This is a genomic window from Burkholderia sp. Bp8998, assembly GCF_003854235.1.
Classification (GTDB): domain Bacteria; phylum Pseudomonadota; class Gammaproteobacteria; order Burkholderiales; family Burkholderiaceae; genus Burkholderia.
Genome location: NZ_QTQF01000006.1, coordinates 108,224 through 126,539, shown reverse-complemented (window position 1 = coordinate 126,539; position 18,316 = coordinate 108,224). Strand labels below are relative to the sequence as shown.

The window sequence follows — 18,316 nt, the reverse complement described above, 5'->3', positions numbered from 1 at the left end:
CGCGGCGCGTCGGCTCGCGTCCGGCGGCGTCCGGTCACGTTTTCAGGAATTCATCCATGTCGTTCACCTTCGCCGCGCGGCCGTCGCGCGGCCGGCTCGCGCTTGCCTGCGCGGCCGCCTTTGCCTGGCCGACCGCACAGGCGGCCCCGATCGATGGCGCATCCGCCGACCCGGTGCACGGCGGCTCGGACAACCCGGCCGGCCGTGCCTCACCGGTCGTCGCGGTCGCCGCGGCCGCATCTGCGGGCGACACGCTGACCGCCGTCAGCGTCACCGCCCAGCGGCAAGCCGTCGATCCGGATACGCCGGCCGTCGTCGAGTCGATCACGCGCGAGCAGATCGACGCGCACACCAACGTGACCACCGAGGACGCACTGAAGTACGCGCCCAACCTGATGGTTCGCAAGCGCTACATCGGCGACCGCAACAGCGTGTTCGCCGGCCGCGACTTCAACGAACTGCAGAGCGCGCGCGGGCTCGTGTACGCCGACGGCCTGCTGCTGTCGAACCTGCTCGGCTCGAGCTATGCGTACCCGCCGCGCTGGTCGCTGATCGCGCCCGACGATATCGCGCGCGTCGACGTGCTGTATGGCCCCTTCTCCGCGCTGTATCCCGGCAACGCGATCGGCTCGACCGTGCTGCTGACGACGCGGCGCCCCGACAAGCTCGAGGCGTCGCTGTCGACACAGTTCTTCACGCAGCGCTATCACGACGGCTACGGGTTCGCGGACAGCTTCGGCGGCAACCACCAGACCGCGCGGATCGCGAACCGCGTCGGCAAATTCTGGTTCTCGCTATCGCTCGATCGGCTGGAGAACGACGGTCAGCCGATGCAGTATGCGAGCCCCAATTCCGCCCACAACCCGCGGCTCGGTACCGCGGTGCCCGTGACGGGTGCGGCAACCGACATCGGACCGAACGGCAAGCCGCGCAAGATCGTCGGCGCGCAGAACATCGAACGGACCGAGCAGCTCAACGAGACGGTCCGAATGGGCTATGCGTTCACGGACCGCCTCGACGCGACGCTGACGCTCGGGCACTGGGAAAACCATTTCCGGCAGCACGGCGAAACCTTCCTGCGCGACGCGGCCGGCAATCCCGTCTACGGCGGCAACGTGTCGATCGGCGGGCAGAACATGACGGTCGCGCCGAGCGCGTTCGCGCCGCAGCGCGGCGAGCAGGAGAACTGGCTGTACGCGCTCGGTCTGAACGGCCGGCTCGATTCGGGCTGGCGGCTGTCGGGCGTGGTGTCCGCGTACGACGTGTCGCGCGACGTGCTGCGCGCGGCATCGACCGCGCAGGGCGGGGCGGGCACGCTGTTCCAGGGTGACGGCACGGGCTGGCGCACGTTCGACCTGAAGGCCGAGGCGCCGGAAGTGAAGGGCCACACGTTCACGTTCGGCTATCACTACGACAACTATTTCCTGCGCAACGTCGCGTACAACACGGCCGACTGGCTGGCCGGGCCGACCACGTCGCTCGCGAGCATCTACCGGGGCGACACGCGCACGCAGGCGCTGTTCGCGCAGGACGCGTGGCGTTTCGCGCCGGGCTGGCTCGCGACCCTCGGCTTGCGCTACGAGCGCTGGGATGCGTACGGCGGTGCGCTCGGCAACGCGAACGGCACGCTCGGCTACGCGGACCGCGGCGCGAATGCGCTGTCGCCGAAAGTCGCGCTGCAGTGGGACGCGACGGACGTATGGCGTTTCCGGCTGTCGTTCGCGACCGGCACGCGCTTCCCGACGGTCGGCGAGCTGTTCCAGGGCACGATCTCGAACAACGCGATCGTCAACAACAACCCGAACCTGCGGCCGGAAAAGGCGATCGACTGGGATTTCACGGCCGAGCGCGACGTGGACGTCGGCGTCGTGCGCGCGAGCGTGTTCCAGAGCGACCTGCGCGATTCGATCTACAGCCAGACGACGGTGTCGGGCGCGTCGACCGTCACCAACGTCTCGAACGTCGATCGCGTGCGCGTACGCGGCGTCGAGCTCGGATTCAGCGGCCAGAACGTCGGGCTGCGCGGGCTCGACATCGACGCGAACGTATCGGCGAGCAATGCGCAGATCCTGGTCGACGCCGCGAATCCGGCGTACGTCGGCTCGCGCTTTCCGCGCATCCCGCGCATGCGCGCGAACCTGCTCGCGTCGTACCGCTTCGACGAACACTGGCTCGCGAGCGTCGGCGTCCGTTACTCGGGCCGCCAGTTCAACACGCTCGACAACAGCGACTTGAATCCGGACGTGTACGGCGGCACGAGCATCTTCACCGTCGTCGACCTGAAGGCACGTTACCGGTTCGATCGTTACTGGACCGCGTCGGTCGGCGTCGACAACCTGACGGACCGCCGCTATTACGTGTTCCACCCGTATCCGGGCCGCACTTTCTTTGGAGAACTGAAATGGTCGCTGTGAAATCGTTCGCGGCAGGCTGCGCGCTGTGGCTCGCGGCGCTGTCGCCCGTCGGCGCGCACGACGCACCGAAAGCCGCCGATTCGCATGCGGCGCACATGAGCACGCAGGCCGCACCGGTGCAACAGAAAGAGCCGCTCGCGACCGGCGCGGCGTTCGGCGCGCGGCACCGGCTGTGGGTCGCATGGGTCGACGGCGCGCACGTCGTCGTCGCGCACTCGGACGACGCGGGCCGCACGCTGTCCGCGCCCGTGACCGTCAACGCGCTGCCCGAGCCGGTCTACACGAGCGCGGAGAATCGCCCGAAGATTGCGACGAGCCCGGACGGTCGCGCGGTGTACGTGTCGTGGTCGATGCCGCTCGATGCGCCGTACACAGGCATGGTGCGCTTCTCGCGTTCGCTCGACGGCGGCGCGACCTGGAGCGTGCCGGTCACCGTGCATCGCGACCGGCAGGCGATTACGCACCGCTTCGACATGATGGCCGTCGATCCGGCCGGCAACATCGCGATCGCGTGGATCGACAAGCGCGATCTCGTCGCGGCGAAGGCGGCGGAGCAGGCGTACGACGGCGCGGCCGTCTACTACGCGATGTCGCGCGACGGCGGCGCATCGTTCGAGCCCGAGCGCAAGGTGACCGACCACACGTGCGAATGCTGTCGCATCGCGATGGCGATCGATCCGGCCGGACACATCGAAGCCGTGTGGCGCAACGTGTTCCCTGGGCAGATCCGCGACCATGCGCTCGCGGTGTTGCCCGTGTCGGCGTCGGCGCCCGTCCTGCCGGTGCGTGCGACGTTCTCGAACTGGCATGTCGAGGCATGTCCCGAGCACGGGCCGGCGCTCGCGATCACGCCGGACGGCACGCGCCATCTTGCGTGGTTCGGCGTCGTCGACGGCCGCGCCGACGCGTTCTATTCGCGCATCGGCGCCGATGGCCGGCCGCGCGGCACGCCCTGGGCGTTCGGGGCGAATCCGGCGGTGCAGGCCGAGCAGGCATCGCATGCGGCGCTCGTCGCGCGCGGTGATGTCGTCTGGCTCGCATGGAAGGCGTTCGACGGCGACACGTTGCAGATCAAGCTGCGCCGCTCGGACGATCGCGGCGAGCACTGGTCGGCGCCGCGCGCGATCGCTTCGACGTCGGGCGCGAGCGACAACCCGCAACTGCTCGACGATGCGGGCCGTATCTATCTGTCGTGGCGTACGCGTAACGACGGCTACCGGCTGATTCCCGTGGAGGGTGCGCAATGAAACGGCTGGTGGTGTTGATCGGCGCCGTGCTTGCGAGCGTGCCCGCCTGGGCTGGCGAACTGCAGCCGCTGCGCGCGGCCGAGGTCGCGAAGGTGTACGCGACCGCGCACGAGCGGCCGCTCGCGGTCGCGATCTGGTCGCTCGATTGCGGATACTGCCGCGAGAACGCCGCGCATCTGGTTGCATGGCAGCGCCGGCATCCGGACGTGCAACTCGCGATGGTCTCGATGGACGCGTACGACGACAACGGTGCGGCAATTGCACAGGCGCTCGCGCAAATGAACCTGCCGCCGCAGGTCGCACAGTATGCGAACGCGGAGCCGATGCCCGAGCGTTTGCGGGCGGCGCTCGATGCGGGGTGGCGGGGAGAAATGCCGCGTACCGTATGGATCGGACGCGATGGCGCACGTGAAGCGCGCAGCGGATTGCTGACGACCGACGTGCTCGACGTCTGGTTGCAGCGCGGCAAGGACCGCTGAAACAGGGGGGGCGGCGCGCGGGCGATGCCGCGCGCCGCTTCGATGCAAAAACGGAAGCGCGCCCGAAGGCGCGCGAGAAGATCGTCAGGCCGCGCGCCTGAAAAGCCGGATCACGAACAGCAGGATCACGGCGCCGATGACCGCGACGATCACCGAACCGATGAAGCCGCTGCCGAGGCTGATGCCGAGCACCCCGGCCAGCCAGCCGCCGATCACCGCGCCGACGATACCGACGATGATGTCGACGATCAGGCCGAACCCGCCGCCCTTGACGAGCAAGCCCGCCAGCCAGCCGGCGATCGCGCCGATGATGAGCCACATAATCAAGCCATGAGTCATGGTGATCCTCTCCTTGTATTGAGTCGAAATGACCGGACGTCGGCTGTTTCGCCGCGAGCTGCATGAAGGCGGCATGCGACCTGCCGCGCCGCCCACGCAATGTAACGCGATAGACGGGTCGGAATCGTTAAGTAATGTTATGCACCCTTAAAGGGTTTTTCCAGGTGATTTGTCTGTCTACGAAATCAATCTGTAAGGAATGGCAGTGGCAGCACGGTGGTGCGTCATGCGTCACCGCCCGTGCGTCGGCATCGGTGCGTCCGTTTCGGGCAGACCGCCGCCGGCATCGGCAATCAGGCGGGCGACGGTCGTCGCATCGTCGATCGCCTCGATCGCCAGCAGCGCGAAGCGGGCGAGAAAGAGCGACGCATCGGTTTCGCCGATGCGGGTCATCGTGCGGCACAGGTCGGTGTAGAGGACGTCGCGCTCGGTGTCGGTCATCATGCGTTCTCCTGAAGATCGGTTGACGTGTGCGGGTGGAGCGCGCGTTCGAGTGCGGCGGTCAGGTCGCCGGCGCGTGCATCGTGCCAGCGGCCGAGCACGTGTCCGTCCGGACGCACGAGATAGACGGTGCCGTCGCGCGCACCGTACAGGTCGAACAGCCGGCCGTCGGCATCGTAGCCGACGCACCCCGGCTGTTGCGGTGCCGCGTGCCGCGCGAGCGTGACCAGCGCGAACGGTAGGCCGGCGTCGTGCAGGCGTTGCTCGAGATCGGCGAACGACGGATCGGGCGCACCGTCGCGTGTGAAGCGGAGCGCGGTGAAACGCGGACCGACGAGATCGGTCAGGTGGCCGCGCCGCACGTCGTCGGCGTTGCCGATGTTGCTCGACGCCTGCAGCATCAGCGGACATTCCGCGAGTACCATGCCGGGCGCCGGCCCGGCCGAAAACGTATCGCGCTCGTCCGCATTGAGCGGCGACGCCGTGTAGGCGATGGCCGATGTCTGGCGCGGATTGATCAGCGAACGCAACGCCGGATGCCGGAGCGCGAGCGTAAGCACGGCCTTGCGCATCAGGTCGAACGCGAACGATGGCGGCGCCATGAACTCGGTGCTCTTGGTGCCGTAGCGCAGGTTTTCGTGCGTCGCGAACACGCGCTCGTCCGAATAGCTGTCGAGCAGCGTGTCCGATGCGAGGCCGCGAATCACGTACGCGAGTTTCCACGCGACATTGTCGGCGTCGTCGATGCCCGAATTCGCGCCGCGCACGCCGAAGATCGGCACGAGGTGCGCGGCGTCGCCGCAGAACAGCACGCGGCCGTACCGGTAGCGTTCGAGCGTCAGTGCGTTCGCCTTGTAGATCGTGATCCAGATCGGCGACCAGTCGCCGCGCTCGCCCATCATGTCGAGCAGGTTCTGCACGCGCGGGATCACGTTCTCGGGCTTCACGGCCGCTTCGGGGTCCTCGTCGTCGCGCAACTGGTAGTCGATCCGCCACACGTTGTCGGGCTGCTTGTGCACGAGCACCGTCGAGCCGGGGTTCGATGCCGGGTCGAAGTATGCGAGCCGCTCGGTCGGCCGATCGTTGTCGAGCGCGATGTCGACGATCACGTAGCGGCCTTCATAGCTGGTGCCCTGCAGCGACAGGCCGAGCGCATCGCGTATCGTGCTGCGCCCGCCATCGCTCGCGACGACCCAGTCGGCATCGAGTGCGTAGCCGCCGAGCGGCGTATCGACGTCGACGCGCACGCCGTCCGGGCGCCGCGTGACGCCCGCGACCTTCGCCTGCCAGCGGATCTCGATGAGTTCGGGGCGGCGCAGCGCGGCATCGAGCAGGAACTGCTCGATGTGATACTGCGCGAGGTTCACCATCGGCGGCAGCTTCTGGTTCTCGTCCTGCGGCATCGTGAAATGCAGCACTTCGTCGCGACGATAGAAACTGCGTCCGCCGCTCCACGGCAGTCCGACGCGCATGAAGCTGTCGAGCGCGCCGAGCCGCTCGATGATCTCGAGGCTGCGTCGCGAGATGCAGATCGCGCGGCTGCCGTGACAGACCGAATCGTCGGCTTCGAGCAGCACGCTGCGGATGCCGTGATTGGCGAGGCCGAGTGCGACGGCGAGGCCCACCGGCCCGCCGCCGACGATCGCGACGCGGTGCCGCTGCGTATCGACACCGTCGCTGTGGGGCGGCAGGTGCGCGCGATGGCGTGCGGCGACGAACGGATATGGCTTGAATTCGATGCCCATCGTTGGCTTCCAGGTTGCACTGATCGGACGCGCACGCTCGACGACGCGATGCGTGCGGGCGGTTGGATGCAGTATGGAAGCCGCGCCGGACGCCGCTGTCCCCATTCCGGGTACTGTGAGCGGCTGGCGGCGGGCCGGGATTTACCCCGACGCGCTCAGGATCGGCGCGCGCGGTTCAGGGTTGCAGGCACAGCGCAAACAGCTGGCGCTGGCTCGAGATGCCGAGGCGCCGGTACGCACGCTTCTGGTAGGTGACGACGCTCGAGGCCTTCACGCCGATCGTGTCGCCGATCTCCTGCGCGGTCTGGCCTTCGAGCACGCCGCGCAGCACGTCGAGTTCGCGCTTCGACAGTCCCGGGCATGCGCCGCGCAGCCGCGCGAGCATCAGTTGAGGGATGCCGATCCGCGTCGAGCCAGCGAGCGTGTAGTGATGCTGTGCAGCCTGCGCGATCAACGGTGCGAGCGTTTCGACGGCCGCGATCTCGCGCGGCTGGAACGCGCCGCCGCGGTGCGCACGATACAGGTTGATCGACAGCCAGGTCGAGTCGTTCGGCTGCATCAGCAATGCGAGGCGATCGGATACGTCCGGGCCGCGGTAGCAGGCCGCGCGATACGCATCGTGGCCGATCTCGTCGCCGGCCTGCTGATGCAGCAGCACGTCGCGGCGGTGCGTGCCGCGACCGGTGGTCGAGACGATCTTCTGGTTGCCGTCGAGGGCATAGAAATGTCGCGCGTAGGTGTCGGCGACATCGCGCAGGTAGCGGCCGCCGCGATGATCGGCGACCGACACGGTGCGCGGCCGGTTGCCGCACTCATACGCGAAGATCGTGCACTGCGTGATGCACAGCGCATCGTCGAACAGCTTCAGGATTTCCGCGGCGAACGCGTTCGGTTCGCTGCCGCCGATCGCGGCGACGAGACCGGTTGCGCGGGACACGTCCAGTTGCCCGCTGAGGTTCGGTCGCTCGAGACGCCAGGTGCGCATGATGCTCGGGGAGGGGCGGGTGGTTCGGCGATTGTAATCGGCGGCGTGCGGCGCGGGAGTCGGGAGATGCCCGCAAGCGGCGGACAATGACGGGGAGGGCGGGCGCACGATTTCGTGTATCGGAAACGTGGCCGGAAAAGAGAAAAGGCCTGATAAGCATCGCTTATCAGGCCTTTATATCTTGGTGCCGGAGATAGGAGTCGAACCTACGACCTTCGCATTACGAATGCGCTGCTCTACCAACTGAGCTACACCGGCAGCAGAGAAGTGAAATTATATGGTCAAATCCGAGATCTTGGCAATAGGTTTTGCGAATTTTTTTCAGCTTGCTGCTGCTGCTTCGCGAAACCCTCGATCCGGCGGATTCTCCGCTTTCACTTCACTGCGATGCAGCCTGTCAGGGCCACATCGCGAAGGCGCGATTGTACTGAGGTCTCGCACCTCCGTCTAGTGCTGCAGTGCAAATTTATTTGCCTTCGACGTGATAGCCGGTCACGCGCTCGACTTCGTTCTTCGAACCGAGGAACACCGGCACGCGCTGGTGCAGGCCGGTCGGCTGCACTTCCATGATGCGCTGCGTGCCCGTCGTCGCGGCCCCGCCTGCCTGTTCGACGATGAACGACATCGGGTTCGCTTCATACATCAGGCGCAGCTTGCCCGGACGATCGGGCGTGCGCTTGTCGGCCGGGTACATGAAGATGCCGCCGCGGTTCAGGATCCGGTGCACGTCAGCCACCATCGACGCGATCCAGCGCATGTTGAAGTTGTCGCCGCGCGGGCCTTCCTTGCCGGCGTTCAGCTCGTTGACGTAGCGCTGGACCGGTTCGTACCAGTGGCGTGCGTTCGATGCGTTGATCGCGTATTCGCGCGTATCGGCCGGGATTCGCATGTTGCTTTGCGTGAGCACCCACGAGCCGACTTCGCGATCGAGCGTGAAGCAGTTCACGCCGTTGCCGGTCGTCAGCACGAACACGGTTTGCGGGCCGTACACCGCGTAGCCGGCCGCGACCTGCTCCGTGCCCGGCTGCAGGAACGATTCCTCGGTGGCCAGCTTGCCGTCCGGGCAGCGCAGCACCGAGAAGATCGTGCCGATCGACACGTTCACGTCGATGTTCGACGAGCCGTCGAGCGGGTCGAACACGAGCAGGTATTCGCCGCGCGGGTAGTTCGCGGGGATCGGGAAGAACGTTTCCATTTCCTCCGACGCCATCGCGGCGAGGTTGCCGCCCCATTCGTTCGCGTCGAGCAGGATCTCGTTCGACAGGATGTCGAGCTTCTTCTGCACTTCGCCCTGGACGTTCTCGCTGCCGGCGGTACCGAGTGCATCGCCGAGCGCGCCCTTCGACACGTTGTAGCTGATCGCCTTGCACGCGCGGGCGACGACTTCGATCAGCAGGCGGAGGTCAGCGGGGAGGTTGTTGGTCTCACGCTGCTGCTCGATCAGGAACTTGGACAGCGTGGTGCGGCGGGCAATGGACATGACAGACTCCGAAAGGCCAAAGAATCCTTGAATTGCCGCAATTTTACCCGGCGCGCCTCCCGCCCCGCCGCCTTTTTTCGTCCGGTTACATGGTCGGGTGGCCAATTCGGCCGGCTCCGGCGTGCATGGCGCCGTGGATTGGCCTGCCGCGGCGGGAATGCCGGACGCTCGCACCCTTGTCCGGCTCCGACCCCGCCAACCTTCAGCCGATAAAAAAGCCGGCGCCGCAACGGGGCGGCGCCGGCTTCGTCGTGCGGACGCGCGACGCGAATCGCGCGCGTTACGTCATGCGAGCGCCTTCTCGACGATCTCGCGCACGTCACGCGATTTCGCGCCGGCGGCGACCTGCTCGAGCGCTTCGCGCATCCGGTCGCGCAGCGCCGGCGTGAAGCGGCGCCACAGTTCGAGCGAGCGGGCGAGGCGCGCGGCGACCTGCGGGTTGATCGCGTCGAGCGCGAGCACCTGTTCGGCCCAGAACGCGTAGCCCGAGCCGTCCGCCGCGTGGAATTGCGCCGGGTTCGCCGCGCAGAAGCTGAAGATCAGCGAGCGTGCGCGGTTCGGGTTCTTCAGGTTGAACGCGGGATGCGCCATCAGCGTGCGGACCTTCGCGAGCGTCGGCTGAGCGGACGTGCCGCGCTGCGCGGCCTGCATCGCGAACCACTTGTCGATCACGAGCGCTTCCTTCTCGAAGCGACGGTAGAAGTCGTCGAGCGCACGCGTGGCCGCGTCGTTCGCGCCCGACGCCGCGGCGGACAGCAGCGCGCCGAGCGCGGCGGCGCGATCGGTCATGTTGTTCGCGGCGTCGTACTGCGCGGTTGCGATGCGCACGGTGTCGGCCGGATCCTCGAGTTCGGCGAGATACGCGAGCGCGAGGTTCTTCAGCGCGCGGCGGCCGGATGCTTCGGGTGTCGGCTCGTACGCGCCCGGCGTCTGGTGCTGCTCATAGGCGGCGAGCCACTCGGCGCGCAGCGCGGTCGCAAGCCGGCGGCGCACGAACTGGCGCGCGCGATGCACGGCGGCCGGATCGGCTTCCGCCATCTGGTCGGCCAGATAGGTTTCCGACGGCAGCGTCAGTGCGAGTTCGCGGAACGCGGGCGACAGGTTTTCATCGGTCAGCACGCGGCGGAACGCGGCGACGAAATTCTCGCCGAGCGTGAGCGGCTCGTTCGCGGCGGCGCGCGCAGCGAGCGTCAGCAGCGCGCGTGTCGCGAGGCGCTGGCCGGCTTCCCAGCGGTTGAACGGGTCGCTGTCGTGCGCGAGCAGGAACGCGAGGTCGTCGTCGGTATAGTCGTACTCGACGATCACCGGTGCCGAGAAATTGCGCAGCAGCGACGGCAGCGGCTGTTCCGGCACGTCGACGAACGTGAAGGTCTGTTCGGTATCGGTGAAGTCGAGCACGCGCGTCGTGCCCGTGGCGGCGGCTTCGCCGTCGAGGCGCAACGGCAGGTCGCGGCCGTCGCGGCCGATCAGGCCGATCGCGAACGGAATCAGCAGCGGCCCCTGCTGCGTCTCGCGCGCGGCCGGCGACGCATCGCCGTAGCCTTGCGCAAGCGTGACCGTGTAGCGGCGCGCGGCCGCGTCGTAGGCGGTGCGCACCGACACGCGCGGCGTGCCGGCCTGGCTGTACCAGCGCTCGAATTGCGCGAGATCGCGCCCGTTCGCGTCGGCCATCGCGTGACGGAAGTCGTCGCACGTCACCGCGTGACCGTCGTGGCGCTTGAAGTACAGGTCCATCCCCTTGCGGAACCCGTCGCGGCCGAACAGCGTCTGGTACATCCGCACGACTTCCGAGCCTTTCTCGTAGACGGTCATCGTGTAGAAGTTGTTGATCTCGACGTAGCTTTCCGGACGCACCGGATGCGCCATCGGGCCCGCGTCCTCGGCGAACTGCAGCTGGCGAAGCACGCGCACGTCCTCGATGCGCTTGACCGCGCGGGCCGCGGATCCGACGTCGTCACCCGCGGCCATGTCGGCCGAGAATTCCTGGTCGCGGAACACGGTCAGCCCTTCCTTCAGGCTCAGCTGGAACCAGTCGCGGCAGGTCACGCGGTTGCCGGTCCAGTTGTGGAAGTACTCGTGGCCGACCACCGATTCGATGTTCGCGAAGTCGGTGTCGGTTGCTGTCTCGGGGTTCGCCAGCACGTACTTCGTGTTGAAGATGTTGAGCCCCTTGTTCTCCATCGCGCCCATGTTGAAGTCGCCCACCGCGACGATCATGAAGCGGTCGAGATCGAGTTCGAGGCCGAAGCGCTTCTCGTCCCAGCGGATCGAATGGATCAGCGAATCCATCGCGTGACGGGTCTTGTCGAGATCGGCCGGTTCGACCCACACCTGCAGCAGCTTTTCCTTGCCGGAGCCGGACGTGATCTTCTCCTCGATCGCGACGAGCTTGCCCGCGACCAGCGCGAACAGATAGCTCGGCTTGCGGAACGGGTCCTCCCATTTCGCGAAGTGGCGGCCGTCGGGCAGCTCGCCCGAGTCGACGAGGTTGCCGTTCGACAGCAGCACCGGATACGCGCTCTTGTCGGCGCGCAGCGTGACGGTGTACGACGCCATCACGTCGGGGCGGTCGAGGAAGTAGGTGATGCGGCGAAAGCCTTCGGCCTCGCACTGCGTGAAGAAGTTGCCGCTCGACACGTACAGGCCGGACAGCGTCGTGTTCTGGTCCGGCGCGCACGCGCTGTCGAGCGTGAGTTCGAACGCGTCGGGCACGTTTTCGACGGTCAGCCCGTGTTCGTGCGCGCGCACCGGACCATACGGCGCGCCGTCGACCTGTGCGCCGAGGAATTCGAGCGCTTCGCCCATCAGCTCCAGATGCGGGGTGGGCGCCGCATCCGGGTTGCGGCGCACGCGCATCGTATTCCTGACGATCGTGCGGGCCGGCGCGAGATCGAATTCGAGTGCGACGGAATCGATGAGGAAGGCCGGCGGCGTGTAGTCGGCGCGGCGGATCACGGTGGAGGAGGCGTTGTCGGACATGGTCGTCGAGATCGGTGGAGTGGGGATCGGGCCCGCTGCGCGGGCCGGGCGAACCGGGCCATTGTACAAAGCCTTGCGGCCGCGTGTCGGGCGAACTTTTTACCGGTTCCGGGAGTCCGCGTATTATCGGCATCCCGTGCGGTTCGCGCGGTGCGACGTACGGGTGACGGATCGACGAGGATCGACATGAAACGCGAATGGATTCAACGCGGTGCGGGCTGGGCGGCGGTGCTGTGCGTGGCGCTGCTGACGGGCTGTACCAGCTACGTGACGACACAGGTCACGGCCTTCTCCGACTGGAGCGGCAGCGACGCGACACGCACTTACGCCTTCACGCGCACCGATGCGCAGAAGCACAGCATCGAGCAGTCGACCTACGAGCCGATCGTCGCGAACGAACTGTCCGCGTACGCATTCCGGCAGGTGCCTGCCGCGCAGGCGCGCTATCTGGTCGGGCTGGCCTACGGGGTCGGCAGCGATCTGGTGACGGTGCCGCAACCGGTCTACTACGACCCGTGGTTCACGGGGCCGGGGCCGTACTGGCGGGGCGGGCCGTGGGGCCCGTGGGGGCCCTGGGGGCCGATGCCGGCGGGCTACGTCGCGCAGACCTACCAGGTCTTCGACTACACGCTCGGCATCCGGATCACCGAGCGCGCGACCGGCAAGGAAGTCTATAACGTGACCGCGCGCACCACGGGCGACAACGGCGCGCTGCTGTATGCGATGCCGTTCCTTGCGCGCAGCGCGCTCGCCGATTTTCCGTTGTCGAACGGGGCGATCCGCACGGTGCGGCTGCCGGTCGACAAGCGCGGCGGGCCGGCTGCGCCGGCCGCCAACGAGCGTGCGGTGCCGGCCGTGCCGGCATCGGGCACGGCGGTCGCGAAGTAACGCGGTATCGACACCGGCGCGGCCGCCCGGCCGCGCCACGTGCCTGCGTGCGTCAGGCCCCGACGCCGAGCAGCGCCAGCGCGCCCAGCACGACGAACAGCACGGCCGCGATGCCGTGCACCAGCTTCGTCGGCAGGCGGTGCGCGAAACGGTCGCCCAGCAGGATCGCGGGCACGTTCGCGAGCATCATCCCGAAGGTCGTGCCGGCCACCACGCCGATGTAATCCTGGAAGCGCGCGGCGAGCGCGACGGTCGCGATCTGCGTCTTGTCGCCCATTTCCGCGAGGAAGAACGCGACGAGCGTCGCGCCGAACACGCCGAGCCGCGAGCGGTTCGCATTGGCTTCGTCGGCATCGAGTTTGTCCGGCACGAGGATCCACAACCCCATCGCGATGAACGAGAACGCGAGCGCCCAGCGCATGATCGACGGCGTGACGAGCGCGCCGAGCCATTCGCCGAGCGCACCGGCGAAGCCGTGGTTCACCAGTGTCGCGACGAGTACGCCGAGAATGATCGGCACGGGCTTGCGATAGCGCGCGGCCAGCACGAGGGACAGCAGTTGGGTCTTGTCGCCGATTTCAGCAAGGGCGACGGCGCCGGTGGAGATGAGGAAGGCTTGGGACACGTATGGGGTTCCACGGGCCGATGTTGTGCGTGCGAGCGACGATCCGCCGCGCGCCGGGCCCTGATGCGGCGCGCAGTGAACCATCGGTCTCGCCAGGCCTGGTGGCTGCGCCCGCCATGGCCGAACGGCCAAGTCTGTTGACGGACGCCTCCGTCACGATGCGCGCCGGGGGCGCGGGACATCGAGCGGAGCGGCTACTCCCCAATGAGCGGCGAATTCTAGCACGGCGCGTGCCGCGAACGGTGAATTCGGCGGCCCCGGCATGCGCCGCAGCGCATGCCGGGGCCGGGTGGGCCCAACGCGCGTGAGTTACGCGGTGGCGGTGGTGCGGCGTGCGGCCCCGCGCTCGTGCACGAGCCGGCCGGCCGCGTACGTGCGGTACACGGCACGATCGTCGCCGAGCAGCGCGAACGCGAACAGCAGTTCCTCGAGCGACTCCGCGCGCCTCGTGCGGCGCGCGAGCAGCGGCGTGGCCTGCGGGTCGAGCACGACGAAGTCGGCTTCGGTGCGCGGCGCGAGCGTGCCGACCGTGTCGGCGAGGTCGAGCGCCTGCGCGGCGCCGGCCGTCGCGAGCCAGAACATCCGCGTCGCCGTCAGGTGGTGGCCCGACAGCCGCGCGACCTTGTGCGCCTCGTTCATCGTCTGCAGCATCGAGAACGACGTGCCGCCGCCGACGTCGGTGGCGAGCGTGACGGGCACGTCGTATTCGCCGGCCTTGTCGAAGTCGAACAGCCCGCTGCCGAGGAAGAAGTTCGACGTCGGACAGTGCGCGACCACGGTGCGCGTCTCGGCCATCCGGCGGCGGTCCTCGTCGTCGAGGTGGATGCAGTGGCCGTACACCGCGCGCGGCCGCAGCAGCCCGTAACGATCGTAGATGTCGAGATAGCTGCGGTGGCCAGGGAACAGCTCGGCGACCCATTTCACTTCGTCGACGTTTTCCGCGACGTGGCTCTGCACGAACACGTCCGGATGCCGGCGCGCGAGTTCGCCGCACGCCTCGAGCTGCGCCTCGGTGGAGGTCGGCGCGAAGCGTGGCGTGAGCGCATACATCTGGCGGCCGTTGCCGTGCCAGCGGCCGATCAGCTCGGCACTGTCGTCATAGCCCGATTGCGCGGTGTCGCGCAGGAACTCGGGGCAGTTGCGGTCCATCAGCACCTTGCCCGCGATCATCCGCAGGTCGCGCGCGTCACTCGCCGCGAACAGCGCGTCGGCCGACTGCTTGTGCACGGTGCAGTAGACGAGCGCGCTCGTCGTGCCGCAGGCGAGCAGTTCGTCGACGAAGAAGTCGGCGACCTCGCGCGCATGCTCCGGGTCGCCGAACTGGCGCTCGGTCGGGAACGTGTACTTGTCGAGCCACGGCAGCAGGCCGGGGGCCGGCGACGCGATCATGTCCGTCTGCGGATAGTGGATGTGCGTGTCGATGAAGCCGGGCACGATCAGCTTGTCGCGCAGGTCGTGGACGACCGCGTCGCGTGCGAGCGTCGCGGCCAGCCGCGCATACGGGCCGGCCGCGACGACCTTGCCGTCGTCGACGATCAGGAGGCCGTCGGTCTCGTGGTTCGCGGCCTGGCTCGACTGCGCCGGGTCGCCGTTGAAGGTCAGCAGTTGGGAACGGAAAGCGGTTTGCGTCATGACGAATGGTCCTGCATCAAGGTAAGGCGAACAGAAGAAAACGGCCGGCGTCGCGCGGGCGACGGCATTGCAGGCGCTGCCCGTGCATGCGCGATGCGGCGACGCGCGAAGGTGGGGCGCCGCAGGCTGCGATTGCGCACGCGAGCGTGGCGGCGGCGGCCGCCATCGCGGGACTCCGGGCGGCAAGCGCCAGGATTGCGACCGCAATCGCGGCGGCGGTGAGCTGCCTGACGAGCCGCAACGACAGGCTTCGGTGCGCGACGACGCACATCGCCGTCGCCACGCGTGCCACGGGTGCGACGCCGGCGTGCGCGTGCGGTGCGCGCCGGCGGCCGGCACGGCGCAGGGCCGAGCCGGTCGTCGCGAAGCGGATGTCGTTGCGGTGTTTCATCTGTCTAGCGAACCTCGATGCCGGCCGTCACGCGGCCTGCCAGTACGAATCGAGACGCGCGATCAGCGCATCGCGCTGCGCGGCGTCGACGAACGACGCCTCGAAGCCGTTGCGGATCACCGCGTGCACTTCGGCGTCCGTCAGTTGCAGCCCGTCGACCGTCGCGAAGTAGTTGTCGTTGACGTAGCCGCCGAAATAGGCCGGATCGTCGGAGTTGATCGTCACCGCGACGCCGCGATCGAGCAGCGCCTTCAGCGTGTGTTTCGCCATGTCGTCGAACACACACAGCTTCAGGTTCGACAGCGGGCACACGGTCAGCGCCGTGCGCGTGCGCGCGAGGCGTTCGACGAGCGCCGCATCCTCGATGCTGCGCACGCCATGGTCGATACGGTCGACCTTCAGCACGTCGAGCGCTTCGTAGATGTAGGCGGGCGGGCCTTCCTCGCCCGCATGCGCGACGAGCTTCAGCCCGAGCGCGCGCGCCTTCTCGAACACGCGCGCGAACTTCGTCGGCGGATGGCCGAGCTCGGACGAATCAAGGCCGACGCCGATCAGCCGATGGCGATAGCGTTCGAACAGCGGCAACGCGGATTCGAACGTCGCGAGTGCATCTTCTTCGGACAGGTGGCGCAGGAAACACAGGATCAGCTTGCTCGACAGCCCGCGCTGCTCGGCATCGGCGAGCGCGCGGTCGATGCCGGCCACCACCGTCTCGATCGGCACGCCGCGTTCGGTGTGCGTCTGCGGGTCGAAGAACAGTTCGGTGTGGACGACGTTGTCGGCGAGTGCGCGTTCGCAGTACGCGGCCGTCATGTCGTAGAAATCCTGCTCGGTCAGCAGCACGCTCGCGCCGGCGTAATAAATGTCGAGGAACGACTGCAGGTCGGTGAACGCGTACGCGGCGCGCAGCGCGTCGATCGACTCGTACGCGAGCTTCACGCCGTTGCGCTGCGCCAGCGCGAAGATCAGTTCCGGCTCGAGCGAGCCTTCGATATGGATGTGGAGCTCCGCTTTCGGAGCGCGGGCAATCTTGTCCTTGAATGTCGGGGTCATGGCGTTGTTCTTGGTCGGTCAGAAGGTAGGGGAAGCTTGCGCGGGCGCGTTCGCCTCGACGGCCTGCAGCAACTGCGCGGCCACCGAGATCGCGATCACTTCGGGTGCCTTGTCGATGATGCCTTCGACGCCGATCGGGCAGCGCATCCGCGCGACCTGGGCCGGGTCGATGCCGATCGCTGCCAGCCGATGATCGAACTGCACGCGCTTGGTGTGCGAGCCGGTCATCCCGAAGTACGCATAGTCGCCGCGCCGCAGGATGCGTTCGGCCAGCACGAAATCGAGTGCGTGGTCGTGTGTCATCACGACGAAGTACGTGTGCGGCGGCGCCGCGTCGACGGCATCGGCCGGGCTGGCCACCGCGTCGATCGCGAGATTGCCGATCCCGGCGAGCGCCTCGGCCGGCGGGAACACCGCGTCGGGCCCGTCGATCCAGCGCACGTGGCACGGCAGCGTCGCCAGCACCTTCACGAGCGCGGTGCCGATGTGTCCCGCGCCGAACAGCACGACGGGGAACGCGTACGGCGCGATCGTTTCGGTCATCAGCGACACGCCGCCGGTTTCCCACAGCAGGCAATCGGCACGCGCGGCGGGCGATTCGGGCTCGCTGAGCAGCGGCACACCCGGCGAGGGGCCGAATGATACGCTACGCACGGTCGCGGCGCCGGCCGCGACGCGCTTCGCGAGCGACATGATCCAGCCGAGGTCGCCGACGTCGAGCCGCTCGAACGCGAGCACGACCGCGCCGCCGCAGCACTGGCCGAGGCTCGGGCCGAGCGCGAGCCGTTCGAGCCGGCGTGCGTGGGGCACGTGCGCGCCGTCCTTCAGCAGGTGCCGCGCGATCTCGATCGCCTTCCATTCCAGATGACCGCCGCCGATCGTATGGCGGGCGGTGTCGCGCGTGACGAGCATCTTGGTGCCGGCCTCGCGCGGCGCGGAACCGTCGGTGTGCGCGACCGTCACGAGCACGGCCGCTTCACCGTGCGCGAGCAGTTGCTGCAGATCGCCGAGCCAGGCCTCCATCAGCACGCTCCGGTTGGGACGACGCGGCGCGACGCGCGGCGCGGGCTGGCGGGCGCGGCGGCAACGAGGATGGACGGGAGCGCGGCGGGGCGGCCGCACGACGGGTTCAGTGCGGTGGCCGTGCGCCGAAGGCGCGCGCGAACGACGCCGCGGAACGTGCGGACGCCATGAGGGTGACGGATGCGGATGGTTTGCGTTGTCATGATGAATCCAGTCGACATTGCGGATCGGGCGCGCGTTACGCAGGAGGTGAGACCGCCTGGCCTCGCGCACGTAGATCGCCATCCAGTCGCGAAGATAGCACCGCAACGCGACGGGAACATCGCCGGGCGGTGATCCGGGCTATCAGGCAGCGATCATGTCGATCATAGGCCCGCCGCGCGGGATCGGGGCGCCGATGCGCGAGCATCGGGCCGAAACGCATGCGTGGCGGGGCGTGCGCGCGGATGTCGCGCGACGCGCGGTCGCCCGGAAATCCGGGCGGCGGCGGGGATAGGTGTTTACGCGCGGCCGGCAGGGTGCGGCCGCGAGAGACGTCGCCGGCACAGCCGGGCGAACCAGGGCCGACCACGGCGGCATCGACCGGTCGGCCGGA

The 18,316-nt window shown here is 68.1% G+C and carries 15 protein-coding genes, 1 tRNA gene and 1 riboswitch; of the genes, 4 read left to right on the top strand and 12 right to left on the bottom strand.

All coding sequences use genetic code 11. From position 1 onward, the window contains the following. Positions 1–56 precede the first annotated feature (56 nt). From DIE06_RS09365 to DIE06_RS09355, 3 genes are read left to right on the top strand one after another with little or no spacing between them, the layout of a single operon-like run. Positions 57–2,414 carry a TonB-dependent receptor gene (locus DIE06_RS09365; RefSeq protein ID WP_124661176.1) on the top strand — a complete coding sequence of 786 codons (2,358 nt, stop codon included), beginning with the start codon at positions 57–59 and terminating at the stop codon, positions 2,412–2,414. After that, positions 2,402–3,661 (top strand): sialidase family protein, encoded by a 1,260-nt coding sequence (locus DIE06_RS09360; protein ID WP_124661175.1) that lies wholly within the window; start codon positions 2,402–2,404, stop codon positions 3,659–3,661. Before DIE06_RS09365 ends, DIE06_RS09360 begins: the two co-directional genes overlap by 13 nt. Further along, positions 3,658–4,140, top strand: a complete 483-nt coding sequence (locus DIE06_RS09355) for a TlpA family protein disulfide reductase (protein WP_124661174.1) — start codon at positions 3,658–3,660, stop codon at positions 4,138–4,140. The genes DIE06_RS09360 and DIE06_RS09355 overlap by 4 nt, the downstream gene beginning before the upstream one ends. Before the next feature lie 84 nt (positions 4,141–4,224). Here DIE06_RS09355 and DIE06_RS09350 read toward each other — a convergent pair whose 3' ends face one another. The 7 genes from DIE06_RS09350 to pepN all read right to left on the bottom strand — a co-directional run bounded on the left by DIE06_RS09350 (position 4,225) and on the right by pepN (position 12,109). Next, entirely contained in the window at positions 4,225–4,479 is a 255-nt protein-coding gene (locus DIE06_RS09350; RefSeq protein WP_059530096.1) for a GlsB/YeaQ/YmgE family stress response membrane protein, read from the bottom strand. A gap of 231 nt (positions 4,480–4,710) precedes the next feature. After that, on the bottom strand, positions 4,711–4,923 hold the full coding sequence (locus DIE06_RS09345; RefSeq protein ID WP_124661173.1) for a hypothetical protein: 213 nt from the start codon (positions 4,921–4,923) through the stop codon (positions 4,711–4,713). Beyond that, positions 4,920–6,665: an FAD-dependent oxidoreductase gene (locus tag DIE06_RS09340; RefSeq protein ID WP_124661172.1), complete on the bottom strand. Its 1,746-nt coding sequence runs from the start codon at positions 6,663–6,665 to the stop codon at positions 4,920–4,922. Before DIE06_RS09340 ends, DIE06_RS09345 begins: the two co-directional genes overlap by 4 nt. Positions 6,666–6,840: 175 nt before the next feature. After that, positions 6,841–7,650, bottom strand: a complete 810-nt coding sequence (locus DIE06_RS09335) for a LuxR C-terminal-related transcriptional regulator (protein WP_124661171.1) — start codon at positions 7,648–7,650, stop codon at positions 6,841–6,843. Positions 7,651–7,832: 182 nt separating this feature from the next. After that, positions 7,833–7,908 (bottom strand) — tRNA-Thr (locus DIE06_RS09330). A gap of 208 nt (positions 7,909–8,116) precedes the next feature. Further along, a complete protein-coding gene (locus DIE06_RS09325; RefSeq protein WP_124661170.1) occupies positions 8,117–9,130 on the bottom strand; it encodes a class 1 fructose-bisphosphatase in 1,014 nt (337 codons plus the stop codon). Positions 9,131–9,415: 285 nt separating this feature from the next. After that, positions 9,416–12,109, bottom strand: a complete 2,694-nt coding sequence (gene pepN / locus DIE06_RS09320) for an aminopeptidase N (RefSeq protein WP_124661169.1) — start codon at positions 12,107–12,109, stop codon at positions 9,416–9,418. Positions 12,110–12,295: 186 nt separating this feature from the next. Here pepN and DIE06_RS09310 point away from each other — a divergent pair, with 186 nt between their 5' ends. Next, positions 12,296–12,997, top strand: coding sequence for a DUF4136 domain-containing protein (locus tag DIE06_RS09310; protein ID WP_124661167.1), 702 nt, complete (start codon positions 12,296–12,298; stop codon positions 12,995–12,997). A 52-nt stretch (positions 12,998–13,049) separates the two neighbouring features. Here the strand turns inward: DIE06_RS09310 and DIE06_RS09305 are convergent, their stop codons facing one another. The 5 genes from DIE06_RS09305 to xdhC all read right to left on the bottom strand — a co-directional run bounded on the left by DIE06_RS09305 (position 13,050) and on the right by xdhC (position 17,721). Further along, on the bottom strand, positions 13,050–13,622 hold the full coding sequence (locus tag DIE06_RS09305; protein WP_059448199.1) for a TMEM165/GDT1 family protein: 573 nt from the start codon (positions 13,620–13,622) through the stop codon (positions 13,050–13,052). 78 nt (positions 13,623–13,700) lie between these two features. Continuing rightward, a riboswitch (yybP-ykoY riboswitch) is annotated at positions 13,701–13,837 on the bottom strand. 94 nt (positions 13,838–13,931) lie between these two features. Further along, positions 13,932–15,254, bottom strand: a complete 1,323-nt coding sequence (gene guaD / locus DIE06_RS09295) for a guanine deaminase (RefSeq protein WP_124661166.1) — start codon at positions 15,252–15,254, stop codon at positions 13,932–13,934. A gap of 16 nt (positions 15,255–15,270) precedes the next feature. Next, entirely contained in the window at positions 15,271–15,525 is a 255-nt protein-coding gene (locus tag DIE06_RS38955; protein WP_260433574.1) for a hypothetical protein, read from the bottom strand. 147 nt (positions 15,526–15,672) lie between these two features. Then, a complete protein-coding gene (locus tag DIE06_RS09285; protein WP_124613256.1) occupies positions 15,673–16,698 on the bottom strand; it encodes an adenosine deaminase in 1,026 nt (341 codons plus the stop codon). An 18-nt stretch (positions 16,699–16,716) separates the two neighbouring features. Further along, complete coding sequence (gene xdhC / locus DIE06_RS09280; protein ID WP_124661165.1) at positions 16,717–17,721, bottom strand: xanthine dehydrogenase accessory protein XdhC; 1,005 nt, start codon at positions 17,719–17,721, stop codon at positions 16,717–16,719. Positions 17,722–18,316 lie beyond the last annotated feature (595 nt).

Coding starts and splice junctions, on each gene's coding strand:
- DIE06_RS09365 (WP_124661176.1), top strand. CDS start 57: ATGTCGTTCACCTTCGCCGCGCGGCCGTCGCGCGGCCGGCTCGCGCTT.
- DIE06_RS09360 (WP_124661175.1), top strand. CDS start 2,402: ATGGTCGCTGTGAAATCGTTCGCGGCAGGCTGCGCGCTGTGGCTCGCG.
- DIE06_RS09355 (WP_124661174.1), top strand. CDS start 3,658: ATGAAACGGCTGGTGGTGTTGATCGGCGCCGTGCTTGCGAGCGTGCCC.
- DIE06_RS09350 (WP_059530096.1), bottom strand. CDS start 4,479: ATGACTCATGGCTTGATTATGTGGCTCATCATCGGCGCGATCGCCGGC.
- DIE06_RS09345 (WP_124661173.1), bottom strand. CDS start 4,923: ATGATGACCGACACCGAGCGCGACGTCCTCTACACCGACCTGTGCCGC.
- DIE06_RS09340 (WP_124661172.1), bottom strand. CDS start 6,665: ATGGGCATCGAATTCAAGCCATATCCGTTCGTCGCCGCACGCCATCGC.
- DIE06_RS09335 (WP_124661171.1), bottom strand. CDS start 7,650: ATGCGCACCTGGCGTCTCGAGCGACCGAACCTCAGCGGGCAACTGGAC.
- DIE06_RS09325 (WP_124661170.1), bottom strand. CDS start 9,130: ATGTCCATTGCCCGCCGCACCACGCTGTCCAAGTTCCTGATCGAGCAG.
- pepN (WP_124661169.1), bottom strand. CDS start 12,109: ATGTCCGACAACGCCTCCTCCACCGTGATCCGCCGCGCCGACTACACG.
- DIE06_RS09310 (WP_124661167.1), top strand. CDS start 12,296: ATGAAACGCGAATGGATTCAACGCGGTGCGGGCTGGGCGGCGGTGCTG.
- guaD (WP_124661166.1), bottom strand. CDS start 15,254: ATGACGCAAACCGCTTTCCGTTCCCAACTGCTGACCTTCAACGGCGAC.
- DIE06_RS38955 (WP_260433574.1), bottom strand. CDS start 15,525: ATGTGCGTCGTCGCGCACCGAAGCCTGTCGTTGCGGCTCGTCAGGCAG.
- DIE06_RS09285 (WP_124613256.1), bottom strand. CDS start 16,698: ATGACCCCGACATTCAAGGACAAGATTGCCCGCGCTCCGAAAGCGGAG.
- xdhC (WP_124661165.1), bottom strand. CDS start 17,721: ATGGAGGCCTGGCTCGGCGATCTGCAGCAACTGCTCGCGCACGGTGAA.